The sequence below is a fragment of the Streptomyces sparsogenes subsp. cuspidosporus genome, assembly GCF_039532705.1.
Classification (GTDB): domain Bacteria; phylum Actinomycetota; class Actinomycetes; order Streptomycetales; family Streptomycetaceae; genus Streptomyces; species Streptomyces sparsogenes.
Genome location: NZ_BAAASD010000019.1, coordinates 1 through 24873 on the forward strand (window position 1 = coordinate 1; position 24873 = coordinate 24873).

19 protein-coding genes are annotated in these 24873 nt (G+C 71.2%); 10 read left to right on the forward strand and 9 right to left on the reverse strand.

The features are described from left to right. The first annotated feature begins 902 nt into the window (after positions 1 to 902). The 3 genes from ABFY07_RS22280 (at position 903) to ABFY07_RS22290 (ending at position 4257) form a co-directional block, all read left to right on the forward strand. Positions 903 to 1829: a proline dehydrogenase family protein gene (locus tag ABFY07_RS22280; protein WP_065965044.1), complete on the forward strand. Its 927-nt coding sequence runs from the start codon at positions 903 to 905 to the stop codon at positions 1827 to 1829. A 102-nt stretch (positions 1830 to 1931) separates the two neighbouring features. Next, positions 1932 to 3563, forward strand: a complete 1632-nt coding sequence (pruA, locus tag ABFY07_RS22285) for an L-glutamate gamma-semialdehyde dehydrogenase (protein WP_346176205.1) — start codon at positions 1932 to 1934, stop codon at positions 3561 to 3563. Between the two features lie 571 nt (positions 3564 to 4134). Next, complete coding sequence (locus ABFY07_RS22290; RefSeq protein WP_104531368.1) at positions 4135 to 4257, forward strand: hypothetical protein; 123 nt, start codon at positions 4135 to 4137, stop codon at positions 4255 to 4257. A gap of 95 nt (positions 4258 to 4352) precedes the next feature. On the opposite strand, the gene ABFY07_RS22295 is transcribed toward ABFY07_RS22290, so the two are convergent. Continuing rightward, positions 4353 to 5975, reverse strand: coding sequence for a purple acid phosphatase family protein (locus ABFY07_RS22295; protein ID WP_346176206.1), 1623 nt, complete (start codon positions 5973 to 5975; stop codon positions 4353 to 4355). A gap of 129 nt (positions 5976 to 6104) precedes the next feature. Between ABFY07_RS22295 and ABFY07_RS22300 the strand changes: the two genes are divergently transcribed. From ABFY07_RS22300 to ABFY07_RS22325, 6 genes are all read left to right on the forward strand, one after another. Further along, the gene (locus tag ABFY07_RS22300; protein WP_346176207.1) at positions 6105 to 7148 is read left to right on the forward strand and encodes a 3-isopropylmalate dehydrogenase; all 1044 of its coding nucleotides are present in this window, start codon (positions 6105 to 6107) and stop codon (positions 7146 to 7148) included. Positions 7149 to 7351: 203 nt separating this feature from the next. Beyond that, positions 7352 to 8437: a branched-chain amino acid aminotransferase gene (locus ABFY07_RS22305; protein ID WP_065965051.1), complete on the forward strand. Its 1086-nt coding sequence runs from the start codon at positions 7352 to 7354 to the stop codon at positions 8435 to 8437. Positions 8438 to 8773: 336 nt separating this feature from the next. After that, on the forward strand, positions 8774 to 10372 hold the full coding sequence (gene cimA / locus ABFY07_RS22310) for a citramalate synthase (RefSeq protein WP_346176208.1): 1599 nt from the start codon (positions 8774 to 8776) through the stop codon (positions 10370 to 10372). Between the two features lie 283 nt (positions 10373 to 10655). Beyond that, positions 10656 to 11177 (forward strand): hypothetical protein, encoded by a 522-nt coding sequence (locus ABFY07_RS22315; protein WP_065965054.1) that lies wholly within the window; start codon positions 10656 to 10658, stop codon positions 11175 to 11177. A 267-nt stretch (positions 11178 to 11444) separates the two neighbouring features. Then, positions 11445 to 13028, forward strand: coding sequence for an acyl-CoA carboxylase subunit beta (locus ABFY07_RS22320; protein ID WP_346176209.1), 1584 nt, complete (start codon positions 11445 to 11447; stop codon positions 13026 to 13028). Positions 13029 to 13053: 25 nt separating this feature from the next. Further along, entirely contained in the window at positions 13054 to 13302 is a 249-nt protein-coding gene (locus ABFY07_RS22325; protein WP_346176210.1) for an acyl-CoA carboxylase subunit epsilon, read from the forward strand. Positions 13303 to 13405: 103 nt separating this feature from the next. Here ABFY07_RS22325 and ABFY07_RS22330 read toward each other — a convergent pair whose 3' ends face one another. From ABFY07_RS22330 to ABFY07_RS22365, 8 genes are all read right to left on the reverse strand, one after another. Continuing rightward, a complete protein-coding gene (locus ABFY07_RS22330) occupies positions 13406 to 13984 on the reverse strand; it encodes a GTP-binding protein (protein ID WP_076970722.1) in 579 nt (192 codons plus the stop codon). Beyond that, a complete protein-coding gene (locus ABFY07_RS22335) occupies positions 13965 to 14675 on the reverse strand; it encodes a DUF742 domain-containing protein (RefSeq protein WP_346176211.1) in 711 nt (236 codons plus the stop codon). The genes ABFY07_RS22330 and ABFY07_RS22335 overlap by 20 nt, the downstream gene beginning before the upstream one ends. 83 nt (positions 14676 to 14758) lie before the next feature. After that, positions 14759 to 15172: a roadblock/LC7 domain-containing protein gene (locus tag ABFY07_RS22340; RefSeq protein ID WP_065965094.1), complete on the reverse strand. Its 414-nt coding sequence runs from the start codon at positions 15170 to 15172 to the stop codon at positions 14759 to 14761. A 10-nt stretch (positions 15173 to 15182) separates the two neighbouring features. After that, positions 15183 to 18209, reverse strand: a complete 3027-nt coding sequence (locus tag ABFY07_RS22345; RefSeq protein WP_346176212.1) for a nitrate- and nitrite sensing domain-containing protein — start codon at positions 18207 to 18209, stop codon at positions 15183 to 15185. Positions 18210 to 18558: 349 nt separating this feature from the next. Continuing rightward, positions 18559 to 19143, reverse strand: a complete 585-nt coding sequence (locus tag ABFY07_RS22350; RefSeq protein WP_346176213.1) for a GTP-binding protein — start codon at positions 19141 to 19143, stop codon at positions 18559 to 18561. Beyond that, complete coding sequence (locus ABFY07_RS22355) at positions 19124 to 19534, reverse strand: DUF742 domain-containing protein (protein ID WP_065965093.1); 411 nt, start codon at positions 19532 to 19534, stop codon at positions 19124 to 19126. Before ABFY07_RS22355 ends, ABFY07_RS22350 begins: the two co-directional genes overlap by 20 nt. Positions 19535 to 19637: 103 nt before the next feature. Beyond that, a complete protein-coding gene (locus tag ABFY07_RS22360; RefSeq protein WP_076970721.1) occupies positions 19638 to 20051 on the reverse strand; it encodes a roadblock/LC7 domain-containing protein in 414 nt (137 codons plus the stop codon). Positions 20052 to 20060: 9 nt separating this feature from the next. Beyond that, positions 20061 to 24110 (reverse strand): sensor histidine kinase, encoded by a 4050-nt coding sequence (locus ABFY07_RS22365; protein WP_346176214.1) that lies wholly within the window; start codon positions 24108 to 24110, stop codon positions 20061 to 20063. A 569-nt stretch (positions 24111 to 24679) separates the two neighbouring features. Between ABFY07_RS22365 and ABFY07_RS22370 the strand changes: the two genes are divergently transcribed. Further along, positions 24680 to 24859 carry a hypothetical protein gene (locus tag ABFY07_RS22370; protein WP_346176286.1) on the forward strand — a complete coding sequence of 60 codons (180 nt, stop codon included), beginning with the start codon at positions 24680 to 24682 and terminating at the stop codon, positions 24857 to 24859. The last annotated feature ends 14 nt before the right edge of the window (positions 24860 to 24873 follow it).

Below are 24873 nucleotides of genomic sequence, written 5' to 3' on the forward strand. Positions count from 1 at the left end.
CTTCCTAAGACCGCTTGGCCCTCCGACTTGGCGGGGCCGGGCGCGGGCGGGACGGCGCAGACGGCGGCCACCCCGGGCGGGTTGGGCAGCCCGGCGGGGCCCCCGCCCTCGGCGTCCTCCGGGGCCCAGGGGGTCACCGCGACGAGCGCCAGCGGCCCCTCGGCCGCCCCGCGCAGGGCGGCGCGCAGGGCCGTGCGCGCGGTGTCGCGGCCGTCCGGCGGCCCGGTCAGCAGGTCGCGCAGCAGCCTGCCGAGCTCCTCGTCCGCCCGGGCCTCCGCCGCCATCAGCGCCCCGATCCGCGCCGCCGTCTCCATGGCGCGCGCGAGCCGGGGGTCCGGCGGGCCGGCCGGGCCGCCGAGCTCCAGGTCGGACAGGTGGCCGTCGTCGAGCAGCCACACATAGCCGTGCACCACGCCCCGGTGGCGCACCGGCAGACAGATCCGGCCCATGAAGACCCCCGCCGCCGGGTCGGGCGGGATTCGCAGCGGCGCCTGGGCCCGGGCGATGCCGAACCCCTCGAACCAGGCCCGCACCGCGGCTGTGGACCGGCGCCGCAGGATGGAGCGGGTGCGCACCGGGTCGAGCGCCGGCTCGTCGGCCCCCTCGGGGTCGTCGCCGCTGTCGTGGGCGCCGAAGGCGATCAGCCCGAAGTCGCGGTTCTCGAGCGTCGCGGGCGCGCCGAGCGCCGCCGAGATCTCGTCCACGAGCTGCTGATAGTCGTCGAGCACCGGCTTCCCGCCTCCCTCTTCCCGGCTGTCCTCCCATTCTCATACAGATGTCTGAGATCCCGGACACGGATGCGTGACAGCTGTCGATGGCCGGGAATCGGAGCGATCCTTAAGTTTCACGGTGAGTTGTAGAAGCCGTTCCGCGGCCTTCATCCGTCATCGTGGAGGTGCCCCGTGCTGGGTCCCGTGCTGCTCGCCGCTTCGCGCAGTGCCGCCATCCGCCGCCTCGTCTCGGCCGCCCCGGTCACCCGCCCCACGGTGGACCGGTTCGTCGCCGGCGAGCGCCTGGCCGAGGCCGTCACGTGCGTACGGTCCCTGACCGATCGCGGCCTCGAGGTGACCCTCGACCACCTCGGCGAGGACATCACCGACCCGGCGGAGGCGCTGCGCAACCGCGACGCCTATCTCGCGCTGACCGAGGCCCTGGCCACCGAGGGCCTGGCCGGGCGCGCGGAGATGTCGGTGAAGCTGTCGGCCTTCGGGCAGGCCCTGCCGGGCGGCCACGACCTGGCCCTGGCCAATGTCACCCCGGTGGTGGAGGCGGCGGACGCGGCGGGCACCACCGTCACCCTCGACATGGAGGACCACACCACCGTGGACTCCACCCTCGCGATCCTCGCCGAGCTGCGCCGGCGGTTCCCGCGGACCGGCGCGGTCCTGCAGTCGTACCTCTTCCGCACCGAGGACGACTGCCGGGCGCTGGCCGGGGAAGGCTCGCGGGTACGGCTGGTGAAGGGCGCGTACAAGGAGCCGGCGAGCGTCGCGTACCAGAACAAGCGCGACGTGGACCTGGCCTATGTGCGCTGTCTGAAGATCCTCATGGCGGGCGAGGGCTATCCGATGATCGGCTCGCACGACCCGCGCATGGTCGCCATCGCGCAGGAGCTGGCGCGCCGCTTCGGCCGCAAGCTCGACGAGTACGAGTTCCAGATGCTCTACGGGATCCGCGAGGCCGAGCAGGAGCGGCTCGCTGCCGAGGGGCACCGTATGCGGGTTTACGTCCCGTATGGAACAGACTGGTACGGGTACTTCATGCGGCGCCTCGCGGAGCGCCCCGCGAACCTGGCGTTCTTCCTGCGCTCGCTGGTCAGCCGGGGCTGACCGGCACCCGCGCCCCCGCCCCGCAGCCCCGCCCCCGCAGACCCGCCCCGACGATCGCAGACCCCCGATCGAACCCGACGCTCGAAGGAGAAACGGACCACCATGGACGCCGTGACCCAGGTCCCCGTGCCGGTGAACGAGCCGGTGCACACCTACGCCCCCGGCACCCCGGAGCGCGCCCGTCTCGAGACCAAGCTCAAGGAGCTCGCCCAGAACCCCATCGACCTGCCGATGACCATCGGCGGCGAGAAGCGGATGGGCGGGGGCGAGCGCTTCGACGTCGTCCAGCCGCACAACCACGCGGCCCGCCTGGGCACCTACGCCAACGCCACCCAGGACGACGCGCGGGACGCGATCGACGCCGCCCTGGCCGCCGCCCCCGCCTGGCGCGCGCTGAGCTTCGACGACCGGGCCGCGATCATCCTCAGGGCCGCCGAGCTGCTCGCCGGCCCGTGGCGGGAGACCCTGGCCGCGTCCACCATGCTCGGCCAGTCCAAGACCGCGCAGCAGGCCGAGATCGACACCCCCTGCGAGCTGGTCGACTTCTGGCGCTTCAACGTCCACTTCGCCCGCCAGATCCTCGCCGAGCAGCCGGTCACCAACTCCCCGGGGGTCTGGAACCGCACCGACCACCGGCCGCTGGAGGGCTTCGTCTACGCGATCACGCCCTTCAACTTCACCGCCATCGCGGGCAACCTGCCGACCGCCCCCGCCCTCATGGGCAATGTCGTCGTCTGGAAGCCGTCCCCGACGCAGACCCACGCGGCCGTGCTGCTGATGGAGCTGCTGGAGGAGGCGGGCCTGCCGAAGGGCGTGATCAACCTGGTCACCGGCGACGGCAAGGACGTCTCCGAGGTGGCCCTGGCCCACCCGGACCTCGCGGGCATCCACTTCACCGGCTCGACCCGCACCTTCCAGTACCTGTGGAAGACCGTCGGCGCCAACATCGAGAAGTACAAGACCTACCCCCGTCTGGTCGGCGAGACCGGCGGCAAGGACTTCATCGTCGCCCACCCCTCCGCCGACCCCAAGGTGCTGAAGACGGCGATGACCCGCGGCGCCTTCGAGTACCAGGGCCAGAAGTGCTCCGCCGCCTCGCGCGCCTATGTGCCGCGCTCGCTGTGGGAGGGCGGCCTCAAGGAGGAGCTCGTCGCCGAGGTGGAGAGCCTCACGATGGGCGATGTGACCGACCTGTCCAACTTCATCGGCGCCGTCATCGACGAGCGCGCCTTCGCCAAGAACAAGGCTGCCATCGACCGGGCGAAGTCCGACCCGACCATCGAGGTCGTGGCGGGCGGCACCTATGACGACAGCGAGGGCTACTTCGTCCGGCCGACGGTCCTGGTCTCCACCGACGCGGACAACGAGATCTTCAGGGACGAGTACTTCGGCCCGATCCTCGGGGTCTTCGTCTACGAGGACGCCGAGTACGACGCGATGCTGAAGCAGATGGAGTCGGCGTCGCCGTACGGGCTGACCGGCTCCGTCATCGCCCAGGACCGCGCCGCGGCCGCCGCCACCTGCGAGGCGCTGCGCTTCGCGGCCGGCAACTTCTACATCAACGACAAGCCCACCGGGGCCGTGGTCGGCCAGCAGCCCTTCGGCGGCGGCCGGGCCTCCGGCACCAACGACAAGGCGGGCGCCAAGCAGAACCTGATGCGCTGGACCTCCACCCGCTCCATCAAGGAGACCCTGGTCCCGCCGACCGACTACCGCTACCCCCACATGGGCTGACCCACGGCCCGCCCCGACGGCCGCCGTCCGCGCCTCTCGCGGGTGGCGGCCGTCGCCGTGTGGCAAGCGGAAAAGTCATGGACGGCGGGGGCGCGGCGGTGCTAGCGTCTGACAGCCAAGTAGCCGTTATTCACGGCAGTTTACGAAGTAAACCAACGAGTAAGCACCTTCTGAACGGCGCGAATACTGGTTGGTCGAGGCCGAACGGGGGTTGGCCTCGACCAGCCGAATGCCTCCGCCGGATCTCCTGCCGCGGCCCTGTCCCGGCGCCACCCCCTTCATCCCGGAACCTCCCGCGATGGGCCCTTCCCCGTCTCAGATAGTAGGACGTCCGACTAATTGTGCGGACAGCCCGGCTCAGGCGTCGTATTTTTGTGGAAGCCGAACGTCTCGCTCCATCAAGCGACGGCGGATGTGGCCGGTGCGCATGCGCAGGTGACCCCTGCCGCACCCTGCCCCCCGCCCCTTCCGGCATCTCTTCCGCGGCTGCGCCTTCTCGCGGTTCCAGCGACGTACCAGCGACGGGGAAGCGCGCGCACGCCACGCCACGAGGACACAGGGAGACGCGATCATGGCCATCACGGTTGTCCGCAGGACCCGCCGCAAGACCGACGACACCGACCGCAAGAACGCCGCCGCCGCGCTGCAGCGCGCGCTCGACCGCCGCGACAACGGCGGCGCGACCGGCCACTGACACCACGGTCGCTCGAGCACCACGGCCACTGACACCACGGTCGCTCGAGCACCACGGCCGCTTGACGCCACGGCCACTTCGGCGGCCGGCGCCCGTCAGCGCTTGGGCGTGCGCACCACCTCGAAGTGGTCCACGCGCTCGCCCGACTCGGCCAGCGCCGTGACCACCAGCTTCGGGTCCGGGCCCGGCCGCGCCTCCACCACGAGGAACGAGAACCCGGTGTAGCGCACCCGCGACCACTCCACCGTGTCGGCGCTCTTCCTGCCGTCCTTCGTCCAGTGGAAGGTCCGCACCTCGTCGAGGTCCTTGACATGGCCCTCGTAGCTGTCGGGCACCGGGAACTCGTACAGATGGGCCCCGGCCCCGCCCGCCGTGGCGTAGACGATGCCGTCGCGCACCGCGTCGGCGCTGCCGCCGACCGGGACCTTCCTGGCGGCCTTGCCGCCCCGGATGGCGTCGGTGCGCTCGTAGACGTGGTTGTGGCCGTTGATCACCAGGTCCACCTGGTGCTTCTCGAAGAGCGGCACCCACGCCTCGCGCACCCCGCCGTCCGAGGCGTGGGCGCTGGTGGTCGAGAAGGCGCAGTGGTGGAAGAAGACCACCACGAAGTCGATGCCGGGCCGCGCCCGCAGCTCCCCGAGCCGCCGGTCGAGCCAGCGCGTCTGCTCGCCGCCGGTGTAGCCGGTGTTGGCGGTGATCTCGTAGCTGACGTCGTTGGCGTCCAGCGCGACGATCCCCACGTTGCCGTAGGTGAAGGAGTAGACGCCGGGCGCCTTGCGCGGGTCGGGGCCGTTGCCGGGGAGGGACCAGCGGGCCAGCTGGCCGCCGTAGCCGTCGGGGGAGTACCAGGCCTCCATGTCGTGGTTGCCGCAGGTCACCATCCACGGCACGCTCGCCGCCACCGAGTCGGTCTGGGCCAGGAAGGAGTCCCACACCCGGGCGTCGTAGACGTCCGACGCCCCGCCGTGGCCGGTGGTGTCCGCGTAGCACAGGTCCCCGGCGTGCAGATGGAAGGCGGGGTCCTGGCCGAGCAGCAGCTGGTCGTTGGCGAGCGCGTGATAGCTGACGCCCTGGTCGCCGAAGGCGGTGAAGACGAAGGACTCGGCCTTCGCGGGGGCCGTGCGGAAGGTCCCCAGGGAGGAGAAGCGGCGCGGGTCGGCCGGGTCGAAGCCGTCGTGGCCGACGCCGTAGTAATAGGTGACGCCGGGGCTCAGCCCGTCCAGCGCGGCGTGCAGGTAGTACTGGTCGACGGCCGGGACCTTCTCCCCGAGGGCGGGGGTGTGCAGCGGGCGGACCTCGGCCTCGATCTTCCGGCTCAGGTCCCAGGGCTGGAGGCCGATCCGCACGTACGGCGCCTTGACGGCGAGCGGGACCTGCCAGGAGATCCGCATCTGGGTCCCGGGGTCGGCGCCGAACGCGAGGTGCCGGCCGAAGGGCGCCACCAGCGAGCCGTCCACTCGCCGGGAGACCGGGCCGGTGAGCAGGCTCGGCGACGGCCTGGCCTCCACGGCGCTCGCCGAACCGGTGAGCAGGCCCGCCCCCGCCACCGTGCCCACCCCGGCCACCCCGCCGCGCAGCACGCCGCGCCGGGAGAGCCTGGCCCGCAGATACTCGTGCTGCTCGGCCATCGTCATCCGGCGGGCCAGCCGCTCGGGAATGCCGACCCGTGGGACATCGGGGGAGGAGGCGCGGGGGGTGCCCCGGGAGAAGTCAGCCATGTGCCGGAATCTGCCCCTGGAAGGCGACAGCACGCCGTACACCGGGTGAACGTGAGCCGTCCGGACGAAGCTCTGTCCATATGGCGGACGGGCAATGTCATTCAGTGGGACGAGGGGTAGGGTCCCGGTATGTCTCGCAGCATTCGCCTCGCAGTGATCCCCGGTGACGGTATCGGCAAGGAAGTCGTGGCCCAGGGCCTCAAGGTCCTCACGGCCGTCCTGCCGCAGGACGTGAAGCTGGAGACCCAGGAGTACGACCTCGGCGCCCGGCGCTGGCACGCGACCGGCGAGACCCTGCCGGACGCGGAGCTCGAGTCGCTGAAGAACCACGACGCGATCCTGCTCGGCGCCATCGGCGACCCGTCGGTGCCGTCGGGCGTGCTGGAGCGCGGGCTGCTGCTCAAGCTGCGCTTCGCCTTCGACCACTACGTCAATCTGCGCCCCTCGAAGCTGTTCCCGAACACCGCCACCCCGCTCGCCGGACGGCCCGACATCGACTTCGTCGTCGTCCGCGAGGGCACCGAGGGCCCGTACGTGGGCAACGGCGGCTCGCTGCGCACCGGCACCCCGGCCGAGGTGGCCACCGAGGTCAGCCTGAACACCGCCTACGGCGTCGAGCGCGTGGTGCGCGACGCCTACGCCCGCGCCGCCGCCCGGCCGCGCAAGAAGCTCACCCTCGTGCACAAGAACAACGTCCTGGTGCACGCGGGCCACCTGTGGAAGAACATCTTCGACAAGGTCGGCGCGGAGTACCCCGAGGTCACCACCGACTATCTGCATGTCGACGCCGCGACGATCTTCTTCGTCACCCAGCCCGAGCGGTTCGACGTCATCGTGACCGACAACCTCTTCGGTGACATCCTCACCGACCTGGCCGCCGCCGTCACCGGTGGCATCGGGCTCGCCGCGAGCGGCAACATCAACCCCTCCGGCGCCTTCCCGTCGATGTTCGAGCCGGTCCACGGCTCCGCGCCGGACATCGCGGGCACCGGCAAGGCCGACCCGACCGCGACCGTGCTGTCGGTGGCCCTGCTGCTCCGCCACCTCGGATACGAGGCCGAGGCGGCCCGCATCGAGACGGCCGTCGCGGAGGACCTCGCGGAGCGGAGCGGCGAGGTGCCGCGCACCACCGACGAGATCGGCGACGCGCTCGCCGCACGAGTATCCGGCTGACCCCAGCCTGTGCCGACGCGCGGCTGGGTGCGACCATCGACCTGGGCCGCGCAGACGCACGCATCTCTTCCACGGCCCCACTCCGGGTGATAATCGGACGTGGGGCCGTCGCATGAGAGGAAGCTCGGACGTCCTAGTACCCGTCGGGTGCCGGGGCGGCGCGAGCGCGGTCCGCTACAACCAACGGTGAAGGACTACCACTCATGACGACGCCCACGATCGAGCTCAAGCCCTCCTCCCACCCCCTCGCCGACGAGGAGCGGGAGCGGATCCTGGCCAACCCCGGCTTCGGCCGCCACTTCACCGACCACATGGTGACCATCAAGTGGACCGAGGGCCGAGGCTGGCACGACGCGCAGCTCGTGCCGTACGCGCCCCTCTCGCTCGACCCGGCGAACATGACCCTCCACTACGCCCAGACGATCTTCGAGGGGCTCAAGGCCTACCGGCAGCCCGACGGCGGCGTGGCCACCTTCCGCCCCGAGCAGAACGCCGAGCGGTTCCGCGCCTCCGCGCGTCGCATGGGCATGCCCGAGCTGCCGGTCGAGACTTTCATCGCGGCCTGCGACGCGCTGGTCACCCAGGACAAGGCGTGGGTGCCCGGCAGCGGTGAGGAGTCCCTCTACCTGCGGCCCTTCATGTTCGCGACCGAGGTCGGCCTCGGCGTGCGGCCCGCCAACGAATACCTCTTCGTCGTCATCGCCTCCCCGGCCGGGGCCTACTTCCCCGGCGGGGTGAAGCCGGTCTCGGTGTGGCTGTCCGAGGAGTACGTGCGCGCCGCGCCCGGCGGCACCGGCGCCGCCAAGACGGGCGGCAACTACGCCGCTTCGCTGGTCGCCCAGGCGCAGGCCGCCGAGCAGGGCTGCGACCAGGTGGTCTGGCTGGACGCGATCGAGCGCCGCTGGATCGAGGAGATGGGCGGCATGAACCTGTACTTCGTGTACGGGAACCGCATCGTGACCCCCGAGCTGTCCGGCTCGCTGCTGCCGGGCATCACCCGCGCCTCGCTGCTGCGGATCGCCGCCGACCTGGGCTACGAGGTCTCTGAGGGGCGCATCTCCGTCGACGACTGGCGCCAGGGCAACGCGGACGGCAGCCTCACCGAGGTCTTCGCCTGCGGCACGGCCGCCGTGATCACCCCGGTCGGCTCGGTCAAGTCCGCCCGCGCGAGCTGGACGGTGGCGGACGGCCGGCCGGGCGAGGTCACGATGAAGCTGCGCAAGGCGCTGCTGGACATCCAGACCGGCGCGGCCCCCGACACCCACGGCTGGATGCACCGCCTGGGCTGACGCCGGGTCCCCCTTCGAACGTGATTCCGGGCCGGGCCCGGCGGCCCGCATCCTGAGACGGAGCGGAGCGCGGGGGCGGAGTGTGCCACACTGCCCCCGTGCTCTCGTTCGCCATGATTATTGGCAGCAGGCGCGCCGGTCCGCAGTGACCGCCCCGTACGACCAGGTACGGCGCGGACACCGTGCCCCAGACCCGCGCGCAGACCTCTCGCACCCGCGAGGGGTCTTTTCGTTTTCCGGACCACCCCGCCGGACGCGGAGCGCGAGGGATCATAGGAGGGCGCGGAACCGGTTATTCCGGTAGACCGAGATCGATCCCACAGGAGCCAGACCACCATGAAGGACCAGCCCGACGACAGCTTCCACGTCTTCGACACCACGCTGCGCGACGGCGCGCAGCGCGAGGGCATCAACCTCACCGTCGCGGACAAGCTGACCATCGCCCGTCACCTCGACGACTTCGGCGTGGGCTTCATCGAGGGCGGCTGGCCCGGCGCCAACCCGCGCGACACGGAGTTCTTCGCCCGGGCCCGCGCCGAGATCGACTTCACCCACGCCCAGCTCGTCGCCTTCGGCGCCACCCGCAAGGCCGGCGTACGGGCCGAGGACGACCCGCAGGTCCAGGCGCTCCTGGACTCCCAGGCCCCGGTGATCACACTGGTGGCCAAGTCCCACGACCGCCATGTGGAACTCGCCCTGCGCACCACGCTGGAGGAGAACCTGGCGATGGTCCGGGACACCGTCGCCCATCTGCGCGCCCAGGGCCGCCGGGTCTTCGTCGACTGCGAGCACTTCTTCGACGGCTACCGCGCCAACCCCGGCTACGCCAAGCAGGTCGTCAGCGCCGCCCACGAGGCGGGCGCCGACGTGGTGGTGCTGTGCGACACCAACGGCGGCATGCTCCCCGCCCAGATCGACGCGGTGGTCCGCACGGTCCTCGCCGACACCGGGGCCCGACTGGGCATCCACGCCCAGGACGACACCGGCTGCGCCGTGGCCAACACCCTGGCCGCCGTGGACGCGGGCGCCACCCACGTCCAGTGCACCGCCAACGGCTACGGCGAGCGGGTCGGCAACGCCAACCTCTTCCCGGTGGCCGCCGCCCTGGAGCTCAAGTACGGCCGCACGGTCCTGCCCAAGGGCGCGCTCGCCGAGATGACCCGCATCTCGCACGCCATCGCCGAGGTGGTCAACCTCACCCCCTCGACCCACCAGCCCTACGTCGGCGTCTCGGCCTTCGCGCACAAGGCCGGGCTGCACGCCTCCGCCATCAAGGTGGACCCCGACCTCTACCAGCACATCGACCCGGAGCTGGTCGGCAACACCATGCGCATGCTGGTGTCCGACATGGCGGGTCGGGCGTCGATCGAGCTCAAAGGCAAGGAGCTGGGCATCGACCTCAGCGGCGACCGGGAGCTGGTCGGCCGGGTCGTCGAGCGGGTCAAGGAGCGCGAGCTCGCGGGCTACACCTACGAGGCCGCCGACGCCTCCTTCGAACTGCTGCTGCGCGAGGAGGTCGAGGGGCGGCCCCGCCGCTACTTCCGCGTCGAGTCCTGGCGGGCCATCGTCGAGGACCGCCCCGACGGCACCCACGCCAACGAGGCGACGGTCAAACTCTGGGCCAAGGGCGAGCGCATCGTCTCCACGGCGGAGGGCAACGGCCCGGTCAACGCCCTGGACCGGGCGCTGCGGCTGGGGCTCGAGCGCTTCTACCCGCAGCTGGCCACGATGGAGCTGGTGGACTACAAGGTGCGGATCCTGGAGGGCAAGCACGGCACGGAGTCCACGACGCGGGTGCTGGTCTCGACGACGGACGGCAAGGGCGAGTGGTCGACGGTGGGCGTCGGGGAGAACGTGATCGCGGCCTCGTGGCAGGCGCTGGACGACGCGTACGCCTACGGGCTGCTGCGGGCCGGCGTGGAGCCGCAGGGGTAGGGCCGAAGCCAGTCGCGCCCCGGCCGTCGGTCACCGTTGGTGACCGCGGCCCCGGCGGAGCCGTTGGGGGTGTAGCTTCGCCGGGGCCGGGTTCTGTTGAACCTTCAACGTCACCTACCTTAACCTCATTCCCGGCGTACACAAAATCTCCGGACATTCGCCCCCGACGTTCACCGCGAAGGGTGGCGACGCGCGTAGAAGTCCGCCATCATCCTGCTGTCACCCCCCAGCTGCACAGCCGCACGGTCCCAGCACGGTCCCACGGTCCCCAGCAGGAGGTCCCATGAAGCTCCGCTCCGTCGGCAGCGCCGCCGTCACGACCCTCGTCCTCGTCCTCGGTGTGCTCTTCGCCCCCGGAGTCGGGGTGATCAGCGGCGCCGGCGAGGCGTTCGCGGTCACCAAGATCAGCCACTCCCAGGCCACGTCGATGTTCCGGGCCAGCGGCATCACCTGGTCCTCCTCCGGAGGCTGCTCGGACCGGAACAACCCCACCTGCACCTCGTTCGAACAGCTCAATCTGGCCACCGCGCAGGGCGCCCAGACCCTCAAGAGCGCCAGCGGCTGCGCCCTGAACATCACCGGCGGCACCGAGACCGGGCACGCCGGCGGCACCTACAGCCACTGGAACGGCTACAAGCTCGACTACGCCCTCAACAGCTGCGTCACCAACTACGTCACCGGCCACTTCACCTACATCGGCGTGCGCGGTGACGGCGCCAAGCAGTACCAGGCCGGCTCCGGCAACATCTACGCCCTCGAGGGCAACCACTGGGACGTCGTCTACTACAACTGCGGCGGCTGCTGACCCGGACGCCCCGGGTCCTCGGGGCTCGCCCCGCCTCCGCGCCCGGCCGGTCCCCGGCCGGGCGCGCCCATACGGGTGGTCGTGGACGCCGCCGCACGGCCTGCCACATCGGGGTTTGTGGGGTGCCGACAGCGCCTATTCACCTGTGCGGTATGCGGTGGCGGGAAATCCGCTGTCCAGTTCTGTTCTGCCTACCCACCAAAACGCGCGCGACGTTGTATGGAATTGACATGCGTCTCGGAGGGTCCGGGAACGTACCGTCTTTCCATGACCAATCTCGAAGGTGCGCCCGATGAGGCGAGTGACGTCCGCGGGCGTGTCGCCGAGCTGCACGCGATCCGCGAGCAGGCTCGGCGCGGCCCGAGCGAGCGGGCGACCGAGGCCCAGAAGGCCAAGGGGAAGCTGACGGCCCGCGAACGGATCGATCTGCTCCTGGACGAGGGGTCCTTCAACGAGGTCGAGCCGCTGCGGCGGCACCGCGCGAGCGGGTTCGGGCTCGAGGCGAAGCGGCCCTACACCGACGGTGTCGTCACGGGCTGGGGGACCGTACACGGGCGGACGGTGTTCGTGTACGCGCACGACTTCCGGATCTTCGGCGGGGCGCTCGGGGAAGCCCACGCCACCAAGATCCACAAGATCATGGACATGGCCATCGCGGCCGGGGCGCCGCTGGTGTCCCTCAACGACGGCGCCGGCGCCCGCATCCAGGAGGGCGTCTCGGCGCTCGCCGGCTACGGCGGCATCTTCCAGCGCAACACCAAGGCGTCCGGCGTCATCCCGCAGATCAGCGTGATGCTCGGCCCGTGCGCGGGCGGGGCCGCCTACTCGCCGGCGCTCACCGACTTCGTCTTCATGGTCCGCGAGACCTCACAGATGTTCATCACCGGACCCGACGTGGTCCAGGCGGTGACCGGCGAGAAGGTCACCCAGAACGGGCTGGGCGGCGCGGATGTGCACGCCGAGACCTCGGGCGTGTGCCACTTCGCCTACGACGACGAGGAGAGCTGCCTGGAGGAGGTGCGCTACCTCCTGTCGCTGCTGCCGCAGAACAACCGCGAGAACCCGCCGGTCGTCGAGTCCGACGACCCGGCCGACCGCCGCGGCGAGGTGCTGCTCGACCTCGTCCCGGCCGACGGCAACCGCCCGTACGACATGCGCAAGGTCATCGAGGAGATCGTCGACGACGGCGAGTACCTGGAGGTCCACGAGCGCTGGGCGACCAACATCATCTGCGCCCTGACCCGGCTGGACGGCCAGGTGGTGGGCATCATCGCCAACCAGCCGCAGTCGCTGGCCGGGGTGCTGGACATCGAGGCGTCGGAAAAGTCCGCCCGCTTCATCCAGATGTGCGACGCCTTCAACATCCCGCTGATCACGCTGCTGGACGTGCCCGGCTTCCTGCCCGGCGTGGACCAGGAGCACGGCGGGATCATCCGCCACGGCGCCAAGATGCTCTACGCCTACTGCAACGCCACGGTGCCGCGCATCTCGGTCATCCTGCGCAAGGCGTACGGCGGCGCCTACATCGTCATGGACTCCCAGTCCATCGGCGCGGACCTGACCTACGCCTGGCCGACCAACGAGATCGCGGTGATGGGCGCCGAGGGCGCGGCCAACGTGATCTTCCGTCGGCAGATCGCCGACGCCGACGACCCCGAGGCCATGCGCGCCCGCATGGTCAAGGAGTACAAGTCCGAGCTGATGCACCCGTACTACGCCGCCGAGCGCGGCCTGGTCGACGACGTCATCGACCCGGTGGAGACCCGCGAGGTCCTCATCCGGTCCCTGGCGATGCTGCGCAACAAGCACGCCGACCTGCCGTCCCGCAAGCACGGCAACCCGCCGCAGTAACGCGAGCATTGGAGACGAAGCCACCATGACCACCGCACCGGACATCGCCGGCACTCCCGCCGATACCGCCGTCGGCGCCGCCACTCTCGTCCGCGTCGAGAAGGGCCACGCCGACGCCGAGGAGCTCGCCGCGGTCACCGCGGTCCTCCTGGCCCGCGCGGCCGCGGGCGCCGCCCACCGGCCCTCCTCGGGCCGCACCGGCCGCACCGCCGCCGGCTGGCGCCGCCTGGAGCGGCAGCTCGGCTTCCGCGCCCCGCACAGCTGGCAGGGCTGAGGTTCCGTAGCCTCCACGGCCAAGAAGCGCACAAATCCCCCGCTCTCCCGGAGAGCGGGGGATTTGTGCGTTCGGCGGCCGACGCCGCCGACGCTTTCCGTCGCTATCGCAAACGCGCCATCAGCGCGTGCTCCACGAGCGTGATGAGCGCGCTCTTGGCCTCGCTCCGGTGGCGGGCGTCGGTGGTGATGATGGGCGCGTCCGGGCCGATCTGGAGCGCTTCGCGGACTTCCTCGGGGCTGTAGGGCTGGTGTCCGTCGAAGCCGTTGAGGGCGATGACGAAGGGCAGTCCGGAGTTCTCGAAGTAGTCGACGGCGGGGAAGCAGTCCGCCAGGCGGCGGGTGTCGACGAGGACGACGGCGCCGATGGCGCCGCGGACCAGGTCGTCCCACATGAACCAGAACCGGTCCTGGCCGGGCGTGCCGAACAGGTACAGGATCAGGTCCTGGTCGAGCGTGATGCGGCCGAAGTCCATGGCCACCGTGGTGGTGGTCTTGTCCGGCGCGTGGGTGAGATCGTCGATCCCCGCCGAGGCGGAGGTCATCACGGCTTCGGTGCGCAGCGGGTTGATCTCCGAGACCGCGCCGACGAACGTGGTCTTGCCCACGCCGAAGCCGCCCGCCACCACGATTTTCGCGGAGGTGGTGGAGCGGGCTGCACCGCTAGAGCTTGCGAAGTCCACTGAGCACCCTTTCGAGCAGTGTCACGTCAGGCTGGCCGCCGGCGGACTCGTCGCCGCCGGGCTGATGGATGGCGACGAGCCCGGCCTCGGCCAGGTCGGCTACGAGGATCCGGGCGACGCCGAGCGGAATGGTCAGGAGTGCGGAGATCTCGGCGACCGACTTGATCTCGCGGCACAGTTGGCAGATCCGCTGGTGCTCGGGCAGCTGGCCCTGGAGCTGGGCGGGGTCCGCCGTGGTGGCCACCAGCGCCTCGATGGCGAGCTGGTAGCGGGGCCGGGTCCGGCCACCGGTCATGGCGTACGGACGCACCAGCGGGTTGTGGCCGGTGGCCGGGGAGGACGGCTCCGGCGTGTGGCGCACGGGCGGCGGCGCGGGCCGGCCGTGCTGCTGGTGCGTCTCGTACGTGTGGTGCGGCTGGTGCGGCGGCAGGTCCGACGACAGGCCCGCGGGGCCGGTCTGCGGGGCGTAGGAGGGCGCGTACGGCTGCTGGAAGGGCCGTGCGGGCCCCTGCGGGGGCAGGGCCTCCGGAGGCTGCTGAACGGGCTCCTGGGGTGCCGCGGCGGGCTGCTGCGGCGTGCGGGCCTGGCGGCTGGGCGCGGAGGGGAAGTTGAAGCGCTTCAACGGGGCGTCGCCGTGCGGCTCGGCCTGATGCCCATGGCCGTACGGATATCCACTGGGGGGCGTTGCCACGTGTCCTCCTCCAACTCGCCTGTCTGCCGGTCGCGCCACCGCACCCTAACGGCGCGGTGGCGCGAAACGCATCTTTGTGTTTGCTAGTTGAGAAGACTCCCCTGCAGTTCCGCGCGGAGGTCGGGGGTGAGGACGTTGCCCGCGCGGTCGACCAGGAGGGCCATCTCGTAGCCGACGAGGCCGATGTCGCACTCCGGGTGGGCGAGGACGGCCAGGGAGGATCCGTCGGAGATGGACATGATGAACAGGAAGCCCCGTTCCATCTCCACGACGGTCTGGTTGACCAGGCCGCCTTCGAAGATGCGGGAGGCTCCGGCGGTCAGCGAGGTCAGGCCGGAGGCGACCGCCGCCAGCTGGTCGGCTCGGTCACGGGGGAAGCCTTCGGACATCGCCAGAAGGAGTCCGTCGGCGGAGACCACCACCGTGTGCGACACCCCGGGGGTGTTGTCCACGAAGTTGGTGATCAACCAGTTCAGGTTCTGCGCCGCCTGGCTCATCGGGCTCACACTAACGCTCCTGATCGTAGGTGCTGCCGGGGCCGTAGCCCTGTTGGTCATGCTGGTCACGCTGTTGGCGCCCCTGCTGGACGCCGCGGCGCAGGTTGCTCAACCTGCCGCGGATGTCCTCCGGGGCACGGGAGACCTGGGGGCCGCCCGCTCCGGTCGCCTCCGCGGAGCCCTCGACCAGGTTGGCCTTGGGCACTCGCCGGGGCAGGCCGGAAGAGGTGATCCCGCCGGCCTTCGGCTCACGCAGCTGCTCGGCCCGGTGCCAGCGCTGGTCGTTCTCCGCGTGCCACGTGAAGGTGTCCGGGAAGCCGCTCTCCCGCGAACCCGCCCCGGACGGCTCCGGCGCCGTGGGCGCCGGTTCCGCGGCCGGCTGCCGGCCCCTTGAGTCCTCCGCCGGCTGCCACTGCTTGTCGCGGCGGGGGAGACCGGCGTCGGTCAGGGAGTGGATGTTGCTCGGGGAGGGTCCCGGACGGTGGAACTCTACGCTTTCCCGGGCGACTTCGGGAATGCTTGACGCAGATTCCGTTTGTTCCCCGGAATGTGCTCCGTAAGGAGACCCGAAAGGCGACTCGTACGCGCCGGTATCGCTCCAATTCCCCTGGTTGGAAGGGGCGCTGTAGTCGGCGTACGACTGGGCCGCGGACTCTGCCGGAGCGCCGTATTCCGATTCCGCTTCGGAATACGGCGCCGAGGGCGGGAAGGGTGAGGCCGGTCCGGTCGGCAGGGGAGGGGGAGTCGGCGAGCCCGGCGTGCCGGCGGTCCCGGCCGCGCCCGGCGGCGTCCCGAGCAGCGGATCGGCGCCGTACGCCGAGTCGGCTGCCTGCTGGATCCGAGGCACCTGCGGGGCCTGGGGCACCTGCGGGGCCTGGGGCACCTGCGGGGCCTGGGGCACCTGCGGGGCCTGGTCGGGGACGATCCGGGAGACCGTGAAGTCCTGGTCCCCGGGCAGCTCCTCGCCACCCCCGCCGTGGGTGATCGCGTCCGGCAGCATCACCAGTGAGGTGGTGCCCGCCTGCTCGCCCGACGGCCGCAGCTGGACCCGGATGTGGTGCCGGTCGGCGAGGCGGCCGACCACGTACAGGCCCATGCGCTGGGAGACCGCGGCGTCGATGGTGGGCGGATTGGCCAGCTTGTGGTTGATGTCCGCGAAGTCCTCCGCGGTCAGGCCGATGCCCTTGTCATGGATCTCGATCATGACCCGGCCGTCGGGTAGCCGGGTCGCGGTCACCCGCACCTTGGTGTGCGGAGAGGAGAAGGTGGTGGCGTTCTCCAGCAGCTCGGCCAGCAGGTGCACCAGGTCGGTCACGGCGGTGCCGTGGATCTCGGTCTCCGGGACGCCGGCCAGCTCGATGCGCTCGTACGACTCCACCTCGGAGGAGGCGGCGCGCAGCACGTCGATCAGCGGCACCGGCTGGTTCCAGCGGCGGCCGGGCTCCTCGCCCGCGAGGATCAGCAGGTTCTCGCCGTTGCGCCGCATACGGGTGGCCAGGTGGTCCAGCCGGAAGAGGTGCTCGAGCTGGTCCGGGTCGGCCTCGCGGTTCTCCAGCTCGGAGATCAGCGAGAGCTGGCGCTCGATGAGGCCCTGGTTGCGGCTGGAGAGGTTGGTGAAGATCGCGTTGACGTTGCCGCGGAGCATCGCCTGCTCGGCGGCGAGCCGGGTGGCCTCGCGGTGCACCTGGTCGAAGGCGCGGGCCACCTCGCCGATCTCGTCCCGCGTGGTGATCGGGATCGGGGTCACCCGGGTGTCGACCCGGCCCGGGTGGGCTCTGGACAACTGGTCCACCAGGCGCGGCAGCCGCTGCTCGGCGACCTCGAAGGCGGCGTTGCGCAGCTGACGCATGGAGCGGCTCATGGAGCGGGCCATCCGGCCCGCCACGACGAACGCCAGGAGGAGGGCGAGCAGCACGATCGCGGAGTTCACAAACGCGTCGCGCTTTGCGTCTGCGGAGATTTGCGCGGCCTCGTTCACCGCGTGGTCGGCGAGGTCCTTCTCGACCTCGCGGTAGGCGTCGAACTTGGCGGTGGCGGCGCCGAACCACGATGCCGCGGTGATGCCGCGCTCCTTGAGGTCGGCCGGCTTGGTGCCGTCACCGATGGCCTCGATCATCTGGTCCAGGGACGGCGGGACGACGAACTGCCGGTTCTCGTCCGCGGCCTTCTGCCGGGCCTGTCTGACCTGCTCCTCGCTCTTCTTCCGTGCCGCCGCCATGGCCCGCTTCAGGCGGGTCACGTCCTCGGGGAGGCCGGCGGACTGGAACTCGGCGAGAGCGATCTTCTCCAGGTAGACATACGAGCCGAAGGCGGTGAGCTGGGTCTTGCGGTCGGCGGCCGAGGGGCCGGGTTTCACCAGCAGATGGCTGCCGATGGAGCGCTCCAGCGACTCGGCTCCTTTGGCCAGTGCGACCGCGTAGACGGTGCGGCCGTAGGAGGTGATGTTGCCGGTGCCCAGACCGAGTTCGTTTGCGAACTCCAACAGTGAGTGCTCGACGGCGACATAGCCCTCCTCGGTCTTCACCCCGTTCAGCCGGTCGGTGTAGGCGTACCGGCGCAGATTGGCGAGCTGCGGCTCCACGGCCTGGAACGCGGCGAGACGGCGCTTGAGGCTGCCGGTGTTCGGTATGTCCTTGGCGTACTTGTCGAACTCGGCCTTCGCGGCGTCGGTCGCCGCCCGCGCCTTCTTCACCTCGTCGTCGGCGGAGCCGGTGAGCAGCGGCACGGCGGTGCGGTCCCGCTCGTCGACCAGGGCGTGGCCGTAGGACAGGGCCGCGCGGACCAAGCGGGCGGTGCGCTCGGCGTCTTCGGCCTCGTTCCAGGTGGAGACGGAGGACTGGACACGGAAGCCGCCGAAGACCAGGGCGACGAGGACGGGGATGAGCAGGATGGCGTTCAGGCGGGCCGGCACCCGCCAGTTCCGCGGCGACAGGCGCCCGCCGGCCGCGACGGGGGGCTCCGTCACGTCCGCGGGTGACGCCGCTGTGCGCGGCGGCGGGGTGAAGTTCCCCCGCACCTGTTTCGCGGAGTCCGGCATGCTTCGCCTCACTCGACCAACAACCTCTCGGCGTCGGCACCTGTGTCGTGCCGTTCCCAGCTGAGCCCGTACCGCCCAGTTCAGCGAATTCCAGCATGGCGCGTCGGTGCTTTCCAAACAGTCAGCAAAGCACCCGGCCGGTTGTCTGGACCAGAGATAAAACGGGCGTTACGGGTGAGACATGTCAAACGGCGAACCAATTGAGCGCACAACGGAGCCGGGTGAACGCTCTCCGTATTCACTCCCGGGTTTTTCTCTGTCGAAACGTTATGAACGTCCGAGCGGGCCGTGTCCCAGGACACAGCCCGCTCCGGTCATCGCCTTCCGGACAACTTACGGGATTTTTCGCCTACTTCAGACGAGCCATCAGCGCATGCTCCACCAGCGTGATAAGCGCGCTCTTGGCCTCGCTGCGGTGGCGGGCGTCGGTGGTGATGATGGGGGTGTCCGGGCCGATCTGCAGTGCTTCGCGGACCTCTTCGGGGGTGTAGGGCTGGTGCCCCTCGAAGCCGTTGAGGGCGATGACGAAGGGGAGCCCGGAGTTCTCGAAGTAGTCGACCGCCGGGAAGCAGTCCGCCAGCCGGCGGGTGTCGACGAGGACGACGGCGCCGATGGCGCCGCGGACCAGGTCGTCCCACATGAACCAGAACCGGTCCTGCCCGGGCGTGCCGAACAGGTACAGAATCAGGTCGTCGTCCAGCGTGATGCGGCCGAAGTCCATGGCCACGGTCGTCGTGGTCTTGTCCTGCACATGACTCAGATCGTCGATCCCGGCCGAGGCGGAGGTCATCACGGCTTCGGTGCGCAGCGGGTTGATCTCCGAGACCGCGCCGACGAACGTGGTCTTGCCCACGCCGAAGCCGCCCGCCACCACGATCTTGGCCGAGGTGGTGGCCCGGGCGGACGGAGCGCCGCTAGAGCTTGCGAAGTCCACTGAGCACCCTTTCGAGCAGTGTCACATCCGGGGTCCCGGCCGCGTCCGCGGTACCGCCCGGCTGATGGATCGCCACCATGCCCGCCTCGGCCAGGTCGGCGACCAGGATCCTGGCCACCCCCAGCGGCATGTTGAGCAGCGCGGACACCTCGGCGACCGACTTGACCTCGCGGCACAGGTGGCAGATCCGCTGGTGCTCCGGGAGCAACCCCTGCAGATGGACGGGGTCCGCCGTGGTGGACACCAGCGCCTCGATGGCGAGCTGGTAGCGGGGCCGGGTCCGGCCACCGGTCATGGCGTACGGGCGCACCAACGGCTGATCGCCTTCACCCCCGTACGGCGAATGGTGATGGCCGCCGTACGGGCCGGGCGAGGCAGGGGGCGGGGTCATGGGTCCTCCGGTCGGGACAGGAAGGTGACGGTGTCGCCGTCGGTCGGTGCCGTTTGGGGGGCGTTCGGCCTGTCAGCCGAGCGGGCGGGCGGCGGGCGGGTGGTCAGTTCAGCAGGCTGCCTTGCAGTTCCGCGCGGAGGTCCGGGGTGAGGACGTTGCCCGCGCGGTCGACCAGGAGGGCCATCTCGTAGCCGACGAGGCCGATGTCGCACTCCGGGTGGGCGAGGACGGCCAGGGAGGATCCGTCGGAGATGGACATGATGAACAGGAAGCCCCGTTCCATCTCCACGACGGTCTGGTTCACCGGGCCGCCTTCGAAGATGCGGGAGGCTCCGGCGGTCAGCGAGGTCAGGCCGGAGGCGACCGCCGCCAGCTGGTCGGCTCGGTCACGGGGGAAGCCTTCGGACATCGCCAGAAGGAGTCCGTCGGCGGAGACCACCACCGTGTGCGACACCCCGGGGGTGTTGTCCACGAAATTCGTGATCAACCAGTTCAGATTCTGCGCCGCCTGGCTCATCGGGCTCAACTAACGCTCCTGCTGGTAAGTCGGGCCTACGCCGCGATCCTGGTTGCCGTCCGGGCCGGTTCCGGCCCGTCGGCCCTGCTGGATCCCTCGGCGAAGGTTGGTCAGTCTCCCGCGCACATCGTCGGGCGCGCGTGACACCTGCGGTCCGGCCGGCCGGGTCTGCTGTTGCTGCGCGGCGCCTTCCACGAGATTCGCGCGGGGCACGCGGCGTGGCAACCCGGAAGACGTCACACCGCCCGCCGCGGGCTCGCGGAGCTGTTCGGCGCGGCGCCAGCGCTCGTCGTTCGGCGACGTACGCCAGTTGGACGCCGGGCCGCTGCCGTTCGCGCCCGGCCCGAAACCGACGGCCCCGGGGCCGGAGCCGTTCGTTCCGCCACCGATTCCGAGGTCGTCCCCGGCGCCCCGGGACTCCCGCTGCGGCTCGCGGCGCGGGATGGGGGGCACGGCGGACGCGGGACGGCCCGCGCCCGGAGGCTCGGTGGTGAGCCGTCGGCCGCTGCCGAGGGTCCCCCCGCCCGATGTCCCGCCCGGCGCCTCGTCCTGGGGGCCGCCCTGATTTCCGCCCTGGGAGCGGAACCAGTCGGACTCGATCGTGTCGAAGATCGGCGTACGGCCGTCGCCGGGCCCCGCGGGCGGGAGCAGGCCGGCCTCGTCGAGGCCACGGTCGCCCGGGCCCTGCGGCAGCGGGAACTCCCCGGTGCCGGAGTTCTGGTCGCGCCCGGCACCCGGTCCGGCCTGGCCGTACGAGCCGGCGCCGGCCTCAGGACGCGGGGCGTCGAAGTCCGGCCGGGAGAACTCGGCGGTGTCGCCGGGCCCACGGCCACCCTGCCCGGCGGGCTCGCCGAACCGGGGCCGCGGGTACTCGCCGGTGTCGCCGGGGCCCTGGCCCAGCTCGGGACGGGCGAACTGTCCCGTGTCGCCGGGGCCCTGGCCGAAGTCCGGGCGGGCGAACTGGCCCGTGTCCGCCGGGCTCTGGCCCAGCTCGGGGCGGGCGAACTGCCCGGTGTCGCCGGGGCCCTGGCCGAACTCGGGGCGGGCGAACTGCCCGGTGTCGCCGGGGCCCTGGCCGAACTCCGGGCGGGTGAACTGTCCCGTGTCCGCCGGGCTCTGGCCCAGCTCGGGACGGGCGAACTGCCCGGTGTCGCCGGGGCCCTGGCCGAACTCGGGGCGGGCGAACTGGCCCGTGTCCGCCGGGCCGCGGTCGGACGACGGCGTACGGCCACCGCCCTGGCCGGGCAGCGCGAACTCGCCCGTGTCCCCGGGGCCGCGCCGCGGCTCGAACATGCCCCGGCCCTGGTCCCGGCCCGGCTGCGGCCGGGTCAACGAGCCGGTGGAGTCGGCCTCCTCGTGACCGCGCGGCGCGTCCAGCGCCTCGCGCCCGGTCGGCCAGTCGTCGTCGCCCGCCCGGCGCGCGCCCCAGCTGGTGCCGGGCTGCTGCGGTCCGGGGAGCTCGGGCGCGGCGCCGCGCGTCGGAAGTTGCGGGCGTCCGCCCTGGTCGCCGGGGGAGTCCCCGCGCGTCGGGGCGCCGGTCGGCGGGGCCACGGTCGGGCTCTCGCCCCGCCCGTCGGGGCGGGCGTCGCCGCGCGTGGGCAGCGGGGGGCGGCCGGCGAAGTCGCCGGACGGGCCCGCCGGTGCGCCCCTGTGGCTCGGGGGCCGGTTGCCGCCCGCGAAGAAGTTGGGAGTGGAGGGGGCGCCGCCCGGGGCACCCGCGCCCGCGCCGGCCGGACGGTTCGGCAGCCCGCTGCCGGGCAGCGCGGCCCGGGAGCCGGAGCCGGGGACCTGCCGCCGGGAGGGCAGCGAGCCGAGCATCCCGGCCGAGCCGCCCTCGGGGGCGCCGCCCCCGCCGGGCCCGCCCTGACCCGCGGCGCCGGGCGTCGGAGCGCCCGGCTTGCGCCCGCCCTGAGCGACGTCCACCGGCAGCATGACCAGCGCCGTGGTGCCGCCCGAGTCGGACGGGCGCAGCTGGATGCGGATGCCGTGGCGCAGCGACAGCCGGCCGACCACGAACAGACCCATGCGCCGGGAGACCGACACATCGACGGTGGGCGGGCTGGCCAGACGCTCGTTGATCGCCGCCAGGTCCTCGGGCGACAGCCCGATGCCGGTGTCGTGGATCTCGACCAGCACCCGGCCGTCGGGCAGGGCGTGACCGGTGACCTTGACCTTGGTCTGCGGCGAGGAGAAGGAGGTGGCGTTCTCCAGCAGCTCGGCGAGCAGGTGCACCAGGTCGTTGACGACCCGGCCGGCCACCTCGTTGGTGGGGACGGAGCTCAGCTCGATGCGCTCGTACTGCTCCACCTCGGACGCCGCCGCGCGCAACACGTCGACCAGCGGGACCGGTCGGGTCCACCGGCGGCCGGGCTCCTCGCCGGCGAGGACCAGCAGGTTCTCGCCGTTGCGGCGCATGCGGGTCGCGAGGTGGTCGAGCTTGAACAGCGAGGACAGCTGGTCCGGGTCGGCCTCGCGGCTCTCCAGCTCGGAGATCAGCGACAGCTGGCGCTGGATGAGGCCCTGGCTGCGGCGCGAGAGGTTGGTGAACATCGCGTTGACGTTGCCCCGCAGCAGGGCCTGCTCGGCGGCCAGCCGGACCGCCTCGCGGTGCACGTCGTCGAAGGCCGCGGCCACCTTGCCGATCTCGTCCCGGCTGTGCACACCGACGGACTCGACGGAGGTGTCCACGTCCTGCGGGTCGGACTCCGACAGCTGCTTGACCAGCTCCGGCAGCCGCTTCTGGGCCACGTCCTGGGCGGTGTCCTGGAGCCGGCGCAGCGAGCGGACCATGGAGCGGGCGACGACGAACGCGCCGACCAGAGTGACGCCGAGGACCAGCAGGATCAGGGCGCCGTTGAGGATCGCCTCCTGCTGGGCTTCCGCGCGTAGATCGCGGGCCTTCTCCTGCATCTCGCCGAGCAGCGTCTGCTCGATCCGGGACATCTCATCGATCTTGATGGTGTCCTGGTCGTACCAGTCGATGGCGGTGCGCTTCTCGGCCTGGAGCCCGTTGGGGTCGCGCACCGCGCGGTCGGCGTACAGGGTCGCCGCCTTGATGTCCGCCCGGCTGTCCAGCGGCTCCAGCAGGTCGTCGGAGGAGTCGCCGTCGCGGATCTGGTTGAACCGCCGCAGCGCCTCCTCCTCCTTGTCGACCGCCGTCTTGGCGTAGCGGCGGTCGTTCGCGGAGAAGTCGGGGCTCTTGGGGTCGGCGAGCGCGGCGCTGATCAGCGCGCGCTGGATCGAGGCGTACTCCTTGGCCGAGGCGAAGGTGGCCAGCGCACGAGTATTGTTGATCATGTCGCTGTTGCTGGTGGCCTGGGCCATGTCCTGAGACAGCAGCAGCAGGGAGTTGATCAGCTCGTTGTAGTCCTGGACGGTCAGCGAGTAGTACTGGTGGTCCCGGTAGGCGGCGTCCCGGATCTCACCGATCTTGCCGAGCTGTTTGCTGATGTCGACGAGCGTGGACTGCACGCCCGCCAGCGCGGTGTCGCCCGGGTCGAGGTCCTGGGTGGCCGCGTTGAAGGCGGTGATCTCGCGGTCGGTCTTCTCGCGGGTCGCGACGACGCGGTCGTCCTTGGCGTTGCCCTTGCCCGCCAGCGGCGCCGCCGACTTGTCGCGCTCCTCCTGGAGGGCGCTGGCCAGCTGGGTCGCCTGCTGCGTCATCTCGGTCAGCAGCTTCATCCGGTCGAGCTGCTCGATGTTGTCCAGCGAGCTGTTGATGCGCAGCGCGCCCAGGGTCGTCGCGGCGACCACGGGGAGGGCCAGCAGGGAGACCAGACGGGTGCTGATGCGCCAGTTGCGCAGGGCCAGGCGGGTTCCCGGCCCGCTGGGGCCCTTCGCCCTGGGCCGGTCGGCGGGAGCCGCGCCGCCCGGGGCGCCGGTCTGCGTCCCGGACTCCGGGCTCGGGTCGGTCGTCGGGGCCCGTCCGGTGCCCTGGGCACGCTGGGGGGAGGAGCCGTGGTCGGTCTCACCACGCGGCTCCGGGTCCGCCGAAGCTTCCCCTCGGCCCTGGTGGGCCTGGGGAGACCCCTTACCTTCCCTCTTGAAACGTCCCTGCACGAGTGTCGCAACCTCTGGACCAGGCGCTTCACCGGTAGTGCGGTGAAGCGGTGTCGAGTTGTGGGGGACGGTCGGGCCCCCCGGGTGGTCGTGAGCGACCGGCGCGCTTCCTTCCGTGTCGAGAAGAGGAGCCACCGCCGCTCGGCGCCTCCCTCTCCTTGCGCCCCCTGCGCGCCGGCTGTGTCCGCGGCGGTCCCGGGAATTCCAGCACAGTGCCGGATGCTGCAACAAGGGCAACGGAAAAGGCTGTGACGCGCGTGACGCTCAGTACGGGTTTTATTACGGGACGTAGAAAGTCATCTCGGCGATAACGGACTTTTTTCCATGAGTTGCCCGCAAGCGGCGAGTGTCCGGGTGGCGATGATCAACATCGGAACGTCAGCTTCGGTGTTGCTATGTCGCTTTCGGGGAGTCCGGGCGAGTGCCTTTAATGCGGCATTTGCCCGGTGGCTCGTGAGGAAACTCACAAGCAGATCGCGACTTCTTCGCCGGATCCATGGGCAAAGGGGCCTCTAGCCTGACGCTTTACACACCTGGTCAAAACGACAACAACACGAGGCATGACTCACGTGAAGACGACGATGATGTTCCGCACCATAGCCAACCCGCGTCGCACCACCCTGGCGCATCTGAAGGACGCCGACGAGCTGCGGACCGGGGCCGAGGAGCGCCCGGAACACCCCGTCGACCTCCCGACGCAGACGGCGAACCCCAAGCGCACCATCCTGACCAAGGCTCCCAACAGCTGAGCCGGGCGCCGGAC